We start from the raw sequence: 14,358 nt of genomic DNA, 5'->3' as shown, positions 1-14,358 counted from the left end.
CCTTCGGCCGGTAAGAGTCCCGGGGCTCCCCTCGCTTTGAGAAGCCGGGCGCTCACCCCACCGATCCCAGCCGCCGCGTCCCTACCGCGGACATTGCGCTGGCTTGTGACACCGTTGTGACGTCACCATTTGGAAACGGCCCGGTGCGGCGGGGCTCATGTTCCCCATAGGATGCTGACAATTGAGCCGGTGGTCGAAAAGGAACTCGATACGGCTATGCGGTTCTGCTGAACCAAATTGATTGCGGAAATATCTGCGCGCGAATAGAGGAGAGTTGACGCTGATGGCGATCGTCAATCGGTTCAACATCAAAGTAATTGCCGGCGCTGGGTTGTTTGCAGCTGCTATAGCGTTAAGCCCGGACGCGGCGGCTGACCCGCTGATGACGGGTGGCTACGCGTGCATCCAGGGCATGGCGGGCGACGCGCCGGTAGCCGCCGGCGACCCGGTGGCTGCCGGTGGACCGGCAGCCGCGGGAGCGTGCAGTGCCGCACTTACTGACATGGCTGGTGTTCCGTTCGTCGCGCCTGGGCCAGTGCCGGCAGCTGCACCGGTGCCCATCGGCGCACCGGTACCAATCCCTGGCGCACCGGTACCGATCCCTGGCGCACCGGTACCGATACCGGGCGCACCGGTACCAATCCCCGGCGGACCGGTACCGATACCGGGCGGACCGGTACCGGTACCCGCCGTTCCGGCTCCGGTGATACCGGTCGGAACTCCGCTGATTGCGCTTGGGCCGGTCCTGGCTGGTGCTCCCGGGGATGGTGTGGTCAGTGCTCCCATCATTGGCATGTCCGGGGTCAAGGATGCGCTGACCGATCCGGCGCCAGCTGGCGGACCGGTGCCTGGTCAGCCGGTTCTGCCCGGTCCTTCGGCCTCTGCGCCCGCAGGTGCGCGCTGACGCTGGTCCTCTTCCAGGACGGACTGGGTGTGAGGCCCCGCACCCGCGTACGCGCCGTCGACGCGCTCTGCGGGCGACGCCCGCATCAGCTGCTATTCCTGCACAATGACCGGGTCGCCAATGTCGACCGCGTTGTAATACCACTCTGCGTCCTCGCGGCTCAGGCTTATGCAGCCGTGGCTGACATTTTCAAGTCCCAGTGCTGGAAGGGCCCACGGGGCTGAATGCACGTAGAGGCCGCGGCTGGTGATGCGGACGGCATAATCCACCGAAAGCCGGTAACCATCGGGATCGTCGACGGGGATGCCGACGCTGCTCGAATCCATAATCACCGAGCGTTCCTTGGACAAGACAGTGTAGGAGCCGACCGGCGTCGGGTATTCCGGTCTACCCATCGATGCCGGCATCACCCCATCTTCGCCGAAGTGCACTCGGTGGTGCGGCGCCGGCAGCGGAGGCGGCGGTCCCTCCTCGACTCCGTCGATACTCACGGTGAACGTGTGCTGGGAGATGCTGGCAACCCCGACGACGGCGGGACCCGTCTTGAAATCGCTCGACAGGCTGCCCACCGAAAGCTCCACCGTGCTGTGCGCCGGCCAGAAGCGGTCGGGAACCCACTGCACAACGTCGTTGTCGAGCCATTCGAACTTGCCGGTCATCGCGGGCGTCGATTTGACTTCAACGGCGCGCTCGGCCGCGTGCCGATTGGCTGGGTTAGTTATCGGCGCACTGAACGTCACCACCACGGGGTGCGCCACGCCCACCACCTGGCCGCGCGTTGGTAGCACCGACGCGACGGCGAACCCGTAAGACTGCTTCGCCGCCACCAGGTGTATGTCGGCCGGCCCCGCAACCACGCTCCCAGCGATCCCGACGACGGCAATAGCACACCCAAAAACCGCCCGCATGGCTCCAATTCCCTGTCAACGACACAGTTGCACCAGTGATGGTAGAGGTGCATTGAAGAGTGGAAGTGCAGGCGCGCCTTAGCAATTCGATCAAACCTCCGTCACGTTTTGGCTACAGCACGAGTGGACGTCGCGCTAACGTCGATCTCGGCGATGACCTGCGTCAACGTCGCTTGCGCAGCCACCTCAGCGCCGATTCGGCGGCGTGGTAGCCACACAATCCGTGGATCCCGGCACCGGGTGGCGCGGACTGTGAACACAGATAGACACCCGGCACACCGATCGCATACGGATCGACGGCCACGCGCGGGCGGAAGATGACCTGCAGCCGGTCGTTGGCGCCGCCGATAATGTCTCCGCCGATGAAGTTGCGGTTGTACGTTTGCAGTTCGGTGGTGGAGGTGCTGACGGTTGCCACGATGCGGTCGCGGAATCCGGGGGCGAACCGCTCGATCTGGTCGATGACGGCGGCGGTGGCGTCGCCGGTGTAGCCGAACGGCACGTGCGCGTAGGCCCAGATGGGGTTGATGTTGCCGACCGAGCGGGACGGGTCGGCGAGGTACTGCTGCCCGACGAGCACGAATGGTCGCTGCACCATCGTGCCTTGGGCGCGTTGACGTTCGGTGTCTGCGATTTCCGCGAAGGTCCCGCCCAGGTGGACGGTGCCCGCGCGCCGGCAATCGGGGTTGGTCCACCCAACGTCGCCCTCGATGGCGAAGTCGACCTTGAAGGCCGACGATCCGGCGCGGTAGCGCCGATAGGACCGGTTGATGCGGGTGGGCATCACATCGCCGTAGATCCCGAGCACCGCGGCCGGGCTGAGGTCGAGCATCACGATGTCGGCGTCGGGGATGTCGCGGCGGCTGGTGACGGTCACCCCGGTGGCGACGGTGCCGCCGTACGCGTCCAGGGCCGCGGCCAGCGCCTTCGTGATCGACCCGGATCCGCCCCGGGCGACCGGCCAACCGTGGCGATGGCCGCTGGCCAGGATCATCAACCCCAGCGACGCGGTCAGCGGCCGATCCAACCTGGTGTAGACGTGCGCCGCGGCGCCGCCGAACAACGCGCGCGCCCGCTCGGTGTGAAACCGACGCGCCATGGCGGTGGCCGGCAGCGCCGCGCGCGGACCAAAGCGGGCCAGGCGGATCGGGTGACGCGGCATGTTGAGCACCGGGCGCAGCAGATCCTCGGCCAGCTCATCGAATCCGGCGGCGAGGTCACCCACGGCGCGCTGCCACCGCTTGCCGTCGGGACCCAGGCCGGCGGCGGTGGCTTCGATCGACCGATATAGCACGCCCGCGGTGCCGTCATCGAGTGGGTGTGCGCAGTCGACGTCCGGCCACTTCCACGTCAGCCCGTAGCGTTGCAGGTCGATCGCCGCCCAGAATGGCGACCCGACGCCCAGCGGATGAAACGCCGAACAGTGGTCGTGGATGACCCCGGGCACCCTCAGCTCACCGGAGCGTGCTCCCCCGCCGATGGTGTCGCGCGCCTCCAGCACCTGCACGTCGACACCGTGACGGGCCAGGTGGATCGCCGCGGCCAGGCCGTTGGGCCCGGCTCCGACGACGACCGCGGTCGTCATGGCTTTGACGGCGTGCCGCGTTGCGTCGTGACGTGAACCGGGAACTCGTCACCGGGCTCGGGCCATGGCTGGCGGCTCAACATGTCCTCGACCGTGACGTAACCGGCCTCGAACAAACCGGTCTTGGCGTCGACAATGCGATACCACTGCTTCTGAACGTGGATGGGCTGACCTTCGAGAATGATCACCCGCAGATCGCCGTCGGCGAAGTTGCACCGCCGCTGCACGGCGGCCACCAGCTGCTCGTTGTGCAGATGGCCCTCGCCGAAATTCCACCCGACCAGTGGCCCGGCCACGATTTCGCCCTCGCGGATGCGGTAGTGAGCTTCGTCATCGAGAGCGCGGGGCAGCAGGCCGTTGAGCGCCCTGCCGTGGGTGTGCATGGCCCGGAATGCGGCGACCTTGTCGGTCATGATTTCGGCCGTGGCCCCGTCGTAGAGCTTGGCCAGCTGATTGACCACCAGCGCAGAGCTTTTCACGACGCTGGTTTCCATGGTGGCTTCCGCATCACCTCGGAAGCACCAGATGCTGGTGGCCCAGTTGCCGGCGTAGTAGCGCATGGCGGGCAGAAACGAAATCTTTTCGGGCAACAGGTTTCCCATGATCACCACGGCAACCACCGCGATCACGATCGCCAGCAGCAACGGCGACCGAAGGTCGGTGGCAGTGATCGCGCCGTAGTGGCCGAATAGATAGCACAGCGAGAAGATGAAGAACACGTTCCACTCCAACGGGACCCCCATCGGGAGGTTGGACAGGATGTTGAGGTGAAAGAGCACCATGAACCCGATGAGGAACCACCGCCATGGGTGACCGTCGGCGACGAGCACCAGAATCCCGGGCACCAGGAATTCCGCCGTGGTGCCACCCCCGTGGGCCATGAGTTTCGGTAGCCAGGAGGGCCGCAGATCGTTGGCGTGGTCGCGGTAAAGCAGGTGCTTGATCGGGTTGAACACTCTGCTGCGCAACAGGGCGTTGTTGCTGGTCATCACCGCGACGACGTAGGGGAAATGGTGGTTGAGTTTGGAAGTCGCCGCCCCCCACCACAAGCACAGCATGATGATCTTGAACGCCGCGATCTGGTCGGTGAAGGGAAAAAAGAACACGAATAGCTTCAGCCAGTAGGGTTCGCCGCGGGCGGCAAGAAAGATCGTCTTGTCACGCAGCCCCAAGACGCCCAGGGCGACGATCGTCGGCACTACCAGCACCGGGTTGATCAGGCCGACGTCGCCGGCGGCGGTGACCGGCGTTCCCCCCGGACCTGGCGAGCCGGGTGACAACAGCGCCCACACCCCGCCGATCAACACGATGGCATACAAGGCGACGTCGACGACGGTGCGGGTGTCGCCTTGGGTGAACGGGACCTTATCGGGCCAAGCAGGCAGCCGAATTGTGTTGGGCCGCAACCAATAAAGGAAGCCCCCGATGGGTGGCCAAAACCGCCCGGTCAGCGGGCCGGATCCGCAGCCAAAACCCAAAACCTCGAACAGCAACGTGAAGACGATGACCTTCTGGTACACGATCGGCTGTGTCCACCAGTCGCCTATGCGGCTCAGCCCGCCCAGTCCGGGGGTCAGCGAGATGATCGCGGCGCCGGCGGCGACGTACACCGCAATCTTGGTCAGATAGAGCAGGTACACCGCATACGGCGTTCCGAAACCGTGTTCTACCCAGTGCCGTGTCACGACCTGCAATCGTGTCCGGCGTGGCTGGGTCAACCAGGTGTCGTGATCGACGTCGGGAAGATCGGGCTTCAGAAATCCCATGGCGGCCTCGCTTCCTGTCCTGCGCCGGCTGACGAATACAATCTATTCGGACTGGCAACGCCTGGGGTTGTTCTTCACTGGCCGAGCTCGGTACAGCGGGGGCCGGGGGCCTATACCGGAAAATCCTGACCGGTAAGGATGGCGACGGCCGCCACAGCGGGAATTCCGGCCGCGAAGACCAGCAGGGCTATGTTGGTAGCCGGGATGAGTTGCAGGTTTTGGTTGAACCCGCTGAGGTCACCGGCGGCCAAATCCTGAATCGCATCGACCAGGTAATGGGTGTCGGCCGTCACCAAGGCACCGGGGCCTTCCACCAAAATCGGCAACACTTGCTGCCCAATAAAAATGGCATTGGTGACGCCTGCGGGAGCACCGTAGCCGACCGCGGCCACCGACAGCTCAGCACCGGCCTGATAGATGCCCGACGTTACGACGGGATTGAGTTGATCGTTGATCACGGTGTCGAGCAAGCCATCCAGGGCGGTGAGCGGACCACCGATCGCAGCGCCTATCTGGGGCGGGACTGCGATCGGGTCGATGCGCACCGGGAACAGTGCGGCCGGGGTCGGAACATCGGCGTATCCGGTTCGGTCATAACCCAATTCGATGATCGCGCGCAGGTCTGGCTCGATGAGATCCAGCAGCGGCTCGGGCACAATACCGCGCAGCGGCTGCAGCAGCGGCAGATCCTCGTTGGGAAGCAGAATATAGGTGGTGTTGGTGTCCGGCGAAGACACCGGCAGGACGATACCCGAAGCGACCTGCTCGGGCGTGAGCCCGTAATACAAGCTGTGCGAATAGTAAATACCCAGCAGCGCGTTGACGTCCGCCAGGATGTTGAGCGGGTACTTCGGGAAGTCGGCAAAGCCGTCGTATTGGGTCGTGTAAATGGTGGTCGCGTAGTCGGTGTCCGGGGTCGCACCGTTGAACGTCAGGCCGAGCGACTGCAGGTACAGACCCGGAAACCGGGCGAGGATGCCCCCGTTTGGGTTGTTGGGGTTGCCCAGCAATACGAACGAGAGCTGATCCGGACTCGGCGCGACGCCGGCCGGCAGGCTTGCCAGATGGCGCATTTCCAGGGTGGCGACCGACGCGCCCTGCGAGAAACCCAACACCACAACGTCATTGCCGGCCGCGACTTGCTGCATGATCGCGGTGTGAAGATAGCCGGCGCCTTCGGCGACCGATTGGTCGTAGGTCAGGCTGGGGATGCCGGTCCACGGCTGAAACTGCGCGGGCGTGTACAGGCCGGAAAACGCATAGCCCAAGTAGTGGGGTGCGATGTAGCGGTCGTAGACCTGCTGCATGTAGTCGAAGGGCGGTCGCGGGGTTCCGGTGGAGCCCAGAATCAGCGCCGTGCGCCCACCTGACCCCAACTCCGACGCGCCGGTGGCCGCGGTGTCCACCAGCGCGGCGTTGGCGGCCTCGGCGTCGACATACCAGCCCGCTGCGGCGCTTAGGGCCCGCACGAACCGGTCATGAAACGCCGATGCCTGGGCGCTGAGCGCTTGAAATTCTTGGCCGTGCGCACCGAACAACTCCGCGATGGCCGCCGACACCTCATCGGCGGCCGCGGCCAGTACTTGTGTGGTGGGGATAGCCGCCGCCGCGGTGGCCTCGCTCAGCGCCGCTCCGAGGCTGGCCAAATCGGAAGCGGTTGCCGCCACCATCTCTGGCACCGCGAAAACGAACGACATACCGACCTTTCGACCAACCCCGTGGCAACGGATGATAGCGCCCAACTAGAACCGAGCGACGCGAATTGGGTATACGCCGGGTCCGCCCCCCTCTGGCGGACCCGGCTGGCTTTCTGGTCGGGTTGTTTGACGTGGGCAAACGTTAGGCGCCGAATCCGTCGGAGACCATATGCGCCGACACCGAAGCTCACGACCACGATTGTGCGCACGGCATGAACGGACCGGCGGTTACCGAGACACTATTGTTTGGCGCGGAGCACCGCCGGTGCCATCCAGCGGCAGACCTCCAGCGCCATCTGCACCCGAAACGCGGCATCGGGATCGTCGAGATTCTGTCCGCATAGTTCCATCGCCTGGATCACCCGGTATTGAATGGTGTTGCGGTGCAGGATCATCGCGTCGGCCGTGGCGACGTAGCTGCGGTTACGCAGCAAGAACTCCCGTAACGTCTCGCGTAGCCAGCTATTGCGCTCGTCGTCAACACTCAGGTCACCCAGCACATCGGTGACGAACCGCCGCAGTTCCTCTAGATCGTCGGCCAGCAACGCGACTGGCGCGACATCGTCATAAAACATGACCCGGCCGCCGGGCCGGGCGCCACCGGCCAGGGCCAACGCCTTCACTCGTTCGGCCTGTTTCAACGACGCCCGGAACCCACGCAGCCCGTCCCCTACCCGACCGCACGCCAAACGCGCCCGGATTCCCGCCGACTCGAACGCCGCGCGAATCCGCGACGGGGCGAAGGCCCGCGTGGGCGCGGGCGAAAACCACAGCCGTGCCTCGCGCTCATCGGTCGGCACCATCAGCGAGTTCGCCACGGGGCCCAGTTCGGGGCCCAGCTCCCCGGCCAGCAAGCAGCGCACCTGGTCGAATTGCGCCACCACATCACCGATGGGCACCGCCGAATCGACCCATACCACCGCGGCGATATGCACACCGTCCAACCGATAGCCCAACGCGCGCTCGGCCCGCGGAACGTCGACCGGGGTACCGGCGAGCAGCTCGCTGACCCATTGCTGTTGCAGACCGCTGCGGCGACTCAGCCAGCGATCGTGTTCGTGCTCATAGGCGACAATCAACTGGTCGGCCACCAGGTCAACGAGGCGAGCGGAGCGATTCACCAGCTCGATGATCGTCGACACCCGGTCAGCGGGCTCCAGCAGCGACACGTACTGCATCGCCACCTCCAAGAAACGCGCATGCCCGAGCCGGTGCGCCCGAACCAACCCGGACAACGGAATATCACGCTGCGCCGCGGCGCGGGCGTATGCCAGCGCGGCCGCTGGAGCCTCCACCAAGGACTGCGGCGTATCGCGATCCAAATAGTGAACGGCCGTCACGAAATTCTCGGTGATGCTCGCCCGCCACAGGTCCGCCATCCGCGCGTCGTAATCCAGCCCCCGAATCTCGGCCTTCATCTTGTCAAACAACTCGGAGATGAAGTCATCGCGAATCAACTGCATATGCCGGGCGATCACCGAAATGGGCCCGCCACCAGCTTCAGCCACTCTGGACCACCTCTCGTCCTTGCTAGCAGACCTGCCGCGTGTGCCTATCCACCGTGCATCGCTACCATCTAAAGACCCGACGCGGCAATGAGGCCTCGGAGGCCTCGAGGGAGAACAGTTGAGCGAAACCGATAGCCCTGGTAACGGGGACGATGCAGGTATCGGCGACATCGGCAAATTCGACCCTGGCCTAACCCAGCGCCTGATAAGTGTGCTGCGTCCAGTCTTGAAGACCTACCACCGGTCGCAGGTGCATGGCCTGGACTCCTTCCCGCCGGGTGGCGCACTGGTCGTGGCCAACCACTCCGGTGGCATGTTCCCGATGGACGTGCCGGTCTTCAGCGTCGACTTCTACGACAAGTTCGGCTACGACCGACCGGTCTACACGCTCAGCCACGACATCTTGTTCATGGGCCTGACCGGGGACTTGTTCCGACGCACCGGCTACATTCGCGCCACCCGAGAAAACGCGGCCAAGGCGTTGCGGTCCGGGGGTGTGGTGGTCGTTTTTCCCGGCGGCGACTATGACGCGTACCGGCCGACTTTCGCGGAGAACGTGATCGACTTCAACGGCCGCAAGGGATACGTCAGCACTGCCGTCGAAGCTGGCGTGCCCATCGTGCCGGCGGTGTCCATCGGTGGCCAGGAAAGCCAGCTCTACCTGTCCCGCGGCACCTGGCTCGCCCGGCGGCTAGGGCTCAAGCGACTGCTCCGCAGCGACATCCTGCCGATCTCGTTCGGCTTTCCGTTCGGGTTCTCCGCCGCGATCCCGCCCAATCTGCCGCTGCCCGCCAAGATCGTCATGCAGGTGTTAGACCCGATCAACCTCACCAAGCAGTTCGGCGAGGACCCTGATGTCGACGCGGTCGACGAGCACGTACGGTCGGTGATGCAGCAAGCCCTCAACGACCTCGCCGCCAAGCGCCGCTTCCCGATTCTGGGCTAAGCCATGCGTATCAGACAAGCATTCGGCTTGATCGCCACCATGCGCCGGGCAGGGTTGATCGCTCCGCTGCGACCAGACCGCTACCTGCGGATCGTCGCCGCCATGCGCCGCGAAGGCATGGGGTTTACGGCGGGGTTCGCCGGTGCGGCCCGACGCTGCCCGGACCACCCCGGCCTCATCGACGAACTGGGCACGCTGACCTGGCGCCAGCTCGACGAACGCGGCAACGCGCTGGCCGCGGCGCTTCAGGCCCTGCCAGCCGGACCCCCCAGGGTCGTCGGCATCATGTGCCGCAATCATCGCGGCTTCGTCGATGCGCTGTTGGCGGTCAACCGGATTGGCGCGCACATCCTGTTGCTCAACACCTCCTTCGCCGGTCCGGCACTGGCCGAGGTGGTTACCCGCGAAGGCGTCGACACTGTCGTCTATGACGAAGAGTTCAGCGCGACGGTGGATCGCGCGCTGGCGGAAAAACCGCAGGCCACCCGTATCGTGGCGTGGACCGACGAAGACCACGACCTGACCGTTGAGAAACTTGTAGCCGCGCACGCCGGACGGCGGCCCGAGCACACCGGCAGCCACGGAAAAGTGATCCTGCTGACCTCCGGAACCACCGGAACACCCAAGGGCGCCAGGCATTCTGGCGGTGGCATCGGGACACTGAAGGCGATCTTGGACCGCACGCCGTGGCGGGCCGAGGAGGTCACCGTGATCGTGGCGCCGATGTTTCATGCCTGGGGCTTCTCGCAGCTGGTGCTGGCCTCCTCGCTGGCCTGCACGATCGTCACGCGACGCAGGTTCGACCCGGAGGCGACGCTGGACCTGATCGACCGCCACCACGCGACGGGTCTGGTGGTGGTGCCGGTGATGTTCGATCGCATCATGGACCTGCCGGCCGAGATTCGAAACCGCTACGACGGCCGGTCGTTGCGGTTCGCCGCCGCGTCGGGTTCTCGGATGCGGCCCGATGTCGTGATCGCATTCATGGACCAATTCGGCGACGTGATCTACAACAACTACAACGCGACCGAGGCCGGGATGATCGCCACCGCCACACCGGCGGACCTGCGGACCGCACCCGACACCGCGGGTCGGCCCGCCGAAGGAACCGAAATCCGGATCCTGGACCAGCAGTTCACCGAGGTGCCCACCGGCGAGGTCGGCACCATCTACGTCCGCAACGACAGCCAATTCGATGGCTATACATCTGGCGCCGCAAAGGATTTCCATGCCGGGTTCATGTCATCGGGCGACGTCGGCTACCTCGACGAGAACGGCCGGCTGTTCGTCGTCGGGCGCGACGACGAGATGATCGTCTCCGGCGGTGAGAACATCTACCCGATCGAGGTGGAGAAGACGCTGGCCACCCACCCCGACGTGGCCGAGGCCGCGGTGATCGGCGTGGACGACCAGCAGTACGGCCAGCGGCTGGCGGCCTTCGTGGTGCTCAAGCCCGGTGTTTCGGCCACCCCGGAAACCCTCAAGCAGCATGTCCGAGACAACCTGGCCAACTACAAGGTACCGCGCGACATCGCCGTCCTTGACGAGCTGCCACGCGGCACTACCGGCAAGATCCTGCGCACCGAGCTGCAATCACGGGTCGGCAGCTAATGCGACTTCGGCGGATGGCACGCCCGAGACCGTTAACACGTGCAGCGGTGGAATTGCTCAATGCCGCCAACGGATTACGCCCACTGTCCGGTAGCGGCTACAGCACGGTTCTGGCGTTTTGGTTGGGCTGGCCGACGTCGGAAGTGCCAGGAGTGTACCTAGGCGCCTCCGTGCTGGACGCACTGCGCCGCGGCCGCCGAGGCGACTTCGGTGGGCTGAAAGGAAAGGCGGCACTGGCCTTAACGGCAGCGGCCTGGGTGATCCTTGCGGTGATCCGCTACCGCGGCGCCACCACCCCTGGACCGGTGCTCGAAGCGGGCCTGACCGAACAGCTCGGGCCCGACTACGCTAAGGAACTCGCTACCCTGCCCACGGAACCGATGCGTAGCAGAGGTCGCAATCTCCCGCTGCGTACCGCCATGGCACGCCGGCGCTACGTCGAGACGACGAACGTCGTGTGCTACGGCCCATACGGGCGGGCCAACCTGGCCGACATCTGGCGCCGCCGCGACCTGCCACGCGACGCCAAGGCACCGGTGCTGGTACAGGTGCCCGGCGGCGCCTGGGTACTGGGGTGGCGCCGCCCGCAGGCGTATCCGTTGATGAGCCATCTGGCTGCGCGCGGCTGGGTATGCGTGTCGCTGAACTACCGGGTGTCGCCGCGCCACACCTGGCCCGACCACATTGTCGACGTGAAGCGCGCGCTGGCGTGGGTCAAGGAAAACATCGCCGCCTACGGCGGGGATCCGAATTTCGTTGCCATCAGCGGCGGTTCGGCCGGCGGCCATCTGTGCGCCCTGGCGGCGTTGACCCCCAACGATCCGCGATTTCAGCCCGGGTTCGAACAGGTCGACACCTCGGTGGCGGCAGCGGTTCCGGTATACGGGCGTTACGACTGGTTTACGACCGATGCGCCGGGGCGTCGGGAATTCGTCGGGTTGCTCGAAACGTTCGTGGTGAAACGGAAATTCAGCACGCACCGCGACATCTTCGTCGATGCCTCACCGATCCACCATGTGCGGGCCGACGCCCCACCGTTCTTCGTTCTGCACGGCCGCCACGACTCCCTGATCCCCGTGGCCGAAGCCCATGCGTTCGTCGAGGAACTGCGGGCGGTGTCGAAGTCGCCCGTCGCCTACGCGGACCTGCCCCACGCCCAACACGCCTTCGACGTCTTCGGCTCCCCGCGGGCGCATCACACCGCCGAGGCCGTGGCCCGCTTCCTGTCTTGGGTGTACGCGACCAACCCGCCGGCCACGTAGTCAGCTATAGGCCAGCTATTGCTATTCCGCGGCACGCTCCAGCTCGGCCAGTGCCGGTTCGATGGCATCGGCCATCTCGTCGATGTCGTTGGCCACCTCGGGTGTGGTCACCAGGCCGAAATCCAGATAATCCTGGTAGGAGAAGCAGGTGATGTTCAGCGCCACGTCCATCACCGGCGGCCCCAGGGGCACCAGCGAATCCAGCCGCGCGCCGGCCATATATAGCGGGAAGGGTGGACCGGGGACATTGGAGACGACGAGGTTGATTGGGGCCAGGTTGTGTGACAGCCCGCTGGCCGTATAGGCCCGGGCGGCCAGCTGCAGCAGACCCGGTGGCGTGGTCTCGGTCAGCCCCATGATCTGGTGCGCGGAGAGCGCCTTAGCCATTTCCTTGGCGCTGAGGGTGCTCTCGTGGATGGCCGCCAGGCGCTTGGCCGGATCCTCGATATGGGTTGCCAGCGACGCGGTCATCGAGCTGACCTGGTTCCCGACGTCGGCCTTCGTTTCCTCGCTGCGGGTGGAGACCGGAATCTGCGCGATCAACGGCTTGGCGGGCAGCTCGTCACGCTTCTGTAGGTATTGCCGGGCCGCCCCGGCCACCAGCGCCAAGACGACGTCGTTGAGCTTGACGCCGAACGCGTCCTTGACGGCCTTGGCCCTAGCCAGCTCGACGCGTGTGCCGGTAACCCGCCGGTGCGGCGACACCGGCGCATTGAACCGCGTCTTGGGCGCTTCGAAGTATCGCGCCGGTTTGCCGGCCACACCCAATGCCGCGATCTGTTGACGCACGGTTTGCTCCAGCAGCCTGACGATGCGGAAGGGCGTCATGATGCCCACGTTGATCAGCGCACCTATCGCCCGGCGTTCCAGGCCCGGAATCTGGAATCCCACGAAGCCGACCGTTTCCTGTTGCGGTGGTCGTGGTTCTGGTGTGATGTCCAACAGGATTTCGCCCAGCCCGGCACCGGAGACACCGTCGACGATGGCGTGATGCATCTTGGTCAGCGTGGCGATGCGGCCGCCCTCGACGCCCTCGATGACCCACAGTTCCCACAGCGGCCGGGAACGGTCCAGTTTGTAGGACATCAGCCGTCCGACGAGCTCCTCGAGTTCGCGCCGCCCACCGGGAGCCGGAACACCGATGCGGCGGATGTGAAAGTCGATGTCGAGTTCCTCGTCCTCGACGAACCACGGCCGGTCCAGTCCGAGCGGGGCGCCGGTGACCCGCCACCGCAACTGCGGGATCTCCGGCAGCCGTTCGATGATCAACTCGCGGAGCCGCTGAAAGCTGTATTCGGGCGCGTCGCTGGGATCGCAGATCGCCAGTGCGCCCACATGCATATGCCAGCCTGCGGTTTCCGCGGACCAAAACGCAGCATCAACGCTCGAAAGCCGCTTCATGGTATGACCGTAGTCCCCGGCGCGCCGTCGAGGCCAGCTTCTGCGGTCTCGCGACCAAGTTATCGTCAATGTGTGCAAGCTTCGGCCCAAACATCGGCGAGGCGGTATAGCTTCCCGTCGTACCGGCGACCGCCAGCCGAAAAGCTCGTTTTCCCAGTGTTGCTGGGGATTCTCACGCTGCTGCTGAGTGCGTGCCAGACCGCTTCCGCTTCGGGTTACAACGAGCCGCGGGGCTACGATCGTGCGACGCTGAAGTTGGTGTTCTCCATGGACTTGGGGATGTGCCTGAACCGGTTCACCTACGACTCCAAGCTGGCGCCGTCTCGTCCGCAGGTCGTTGCTTGCGATAGCCGGGAGGCCCGGATCCGCAATGACGGATTCCATGCCAACGCTCCGAGTTGCATGCGGATCGACTACGAATTGATCACCCAGAACCATCGGGCGTATTACTGCCTGAAGTACCTGGTGCGGGTCGGATACTGCTATCCGGCGGTGACGACCCCCGGCAAGCCGCCATCCGTGCTGCTGTACGCGCCGTCGGCGTGCGACGAATCGCTGCCTTCACCGCGGGTAGCCACCGCGCTTGTGCCTGGAACACGTTCTGCAAACCGGGAGTTCAGCCGATTCGTCGTCACCGAGATCAAGAGCCTCGGTGCCGGAGGGCGCTGCGATTCCGCGTCAGTCTCTCTGCAGCCGCCCGAGGAAATCGAAGGGCCAGCAATACCCCCGGCAAGCAGCCAATTGGTGTGCGTGGCACCGAAGTAAGTCAG

At 65.2% G+C, this 14,358-nt stretch carries 12 protein-coding genes; 5 read left to right on the top strand and 7 right to left on the bottom strand.

Annotation, left to right across the window (positions count from 1 at the left end; translation table 11 throughout):
* Positions 1 to 274: 274 nt before the first annotated feature.
* Positions 275 to 904, top strand: coding sequence for a hypothetical protein (locus MCAN_RS07630; protein WP_014000764.1), 630 nt, complete (start codon positions 275 to 277; stop codon positions 902 to 904).
* On the opposite strand, the gene MCAN_RS07625 is transcribed toward MCAN_RS07630, so the two are convergent.
* The 6 genes from MCAN_RS07625 to MCAN_RS07600 all read right to left on the bottom strand — a co-directional run bounded on the left by MCAN_RS07625 (position 853) and on the right by MCAN_RS07600 (position 8,368).
* Positions 853 to 990: a hypothetical protein gene (locus MCAN_RS07625; RefSeq protein WP_003908693.1), complete on the bottom strand. Its 138-nt coding sequence runs from the start codon at positions 988 to 990 to the stop codon at positions 853 to 855. The two genes, MCAN_RS07630 and MCAN_RS07625, sit on opposite strands and share 52 nt — an antisense overlap.
* Positions 991 to 996: 6 nt before the next feature.
* Entirely contained in the window at positions 997 to 1,812 is an 816-nt protein-coding gene (gene ldtMt3 / locus MCAN_RS07620) for a L,D-transpeptidase LdtMt3 (RefSeq protein ID WP_003407384.1), read from the bottom strand.
* A gap of 163 nt (positions 1,813 to 1,975) precedes the next feature.
* Positions 1,976 to 3,397, bottom strand: a complete 1,422-nt coding sequence (locus tag MCAN_RS07615; RefSeq protein WP_014000763.1) for a phytoene desaturase family protein — start codon at positions 3,395 to 3,397, stop codon at positions 1,976 to 1,978.
* Entirely contained in the window at positions 3,394 to 5,163 is a 1,770-nt protein-coding gene (locus MCAN_RS07610; RefSeq protein WP_014000762.1) for a DUF3556 domain-containing protein, read from the bottom strand. The genes MCAN_RS07615 and MCAN_RS07610 overlap by 4 nt, the downstream gene beginning before the upstream one ends.
* 110 nt (positions 5,164 to 5,273) lie before the next feature.
* A complete protein-coding gene (locus MCAN_RS07605) occupies positions 5,274 to 6,860 on the bottom strand; it encodes an esterase PE16 (protein ID WP_014000761.1) in 1,587 nt (528 codons plus the stop codon).
* Between the two features lie 239 nt (positions 6,861 to 7,099).
* Complete coding sequence (locus MCAN_RS07600) at positions 7,100 to 8,368, bottom strand: PucR family transcriptional regulator (RefSeq protein ID WP_014000760.1); 1,269 nt, start codon at positions 8,366 to 8,368, stop codon at positions 7,100 to 7,102.
* Positions 8,369 to 8,486: 118 nt separating this feature from the next.
* On the opposite strand from MCAN_RS07600, the gene MCAN_RS07595 reads away from it, so the two are divergent.
* The 3 genes from MCAN_RS07595 to MCAN_RS07585 are packed head-to-tail and all read left to right on the top strand — an operon-like array spanning position 8,487 to position 12,187.
* Entirely contained in the window at positions 8,487 to 9,314 is an 828-nt protein-coding gene (locus MCAN_RS07595) for a lysophospholipid acyltransferase family protein (RefSeq protein ID WP_003407374.1), read from the top strand.
* Between the two features lie 3 nt (positions 9,315 to 9,317).
* Positions 9,318 to 10,925 carry an acyl-CoA ligase FadD12 gene (gene fadD12 / locus MCAN_RS07590; protein ID WP_014000759.1) on the top strand — a complete coding sequence of 536 codons (1,608 nt, stop codon included), beginning with the start codon at positions 9,318 to 9,320 and terminating at the stop codon, positions 10,923 to 10,925.
* Positions 10,925 to 12,187: an alpha/beta hydrolase gene (locus MCAN_RS07585; RefSeq protein ID WP_014000758.1), complete on the top strand. Its 1,263-nt coding sequence runs from the start codon at positions 10,925 to 10,927 to the stop codon at positions 12,185 to 12,187. Before fadD12 ends, MCAN_RS07585 begins: the two co-directional genes overlap by 1 nt.
* 21 nt (positions 12,188 to 12,208) lie before the next feature.
* Here the strand turns inward: MCAN_RS07585 and MCAN_RS07580 are convergent, their stop codons facing one another.
* Complete coding sequence (locus MCAN_RS07580) at positions 12,209 to 13,588, bottom strand: WS/DGAT/MGAT family O-acyltransferase (RefSeq protein WP_003407366.1); 1,380 nt, start codon at positions 13,586 to 13,588, stop codon at positions 12,209 to 12,211.
* A 3-nt stretch (positions 13,589 to 13,591) separates the two neighbouring features.
* On the opposite strand from MCAN_RS07580, the gene MCAN_RS07575 reads away from it, so the two are divergent.
* Positions 13,592 to 14,353: a membrane protein gene (locus MCAN_RS07575; RefSeq protein WP_003407359.1), complete on the top strand. Its 762-nt coding sequence runs from the start codon at positions 13,592 to 13,594 to the stop codon at positions 14,351 to 14,353.
* Positions 14,354 to 14,358 lie beyond the last annotated feature (5 nt).

The sequence above is a fragment of the Mycobacterium canetti CIPT 140010059 genome (assembly GCF_000253375.1).
Taxonomy (GTDB): Bacteria; Actinomycetota; Actinomycetes; order Mycobacteriales; family Mycobacteriaceae; genus Mycobacterium; species Mycobacterium tuberculosis.
This window is presented reverse-complemented; position numbering and strand designations above follow the sequence as displayed.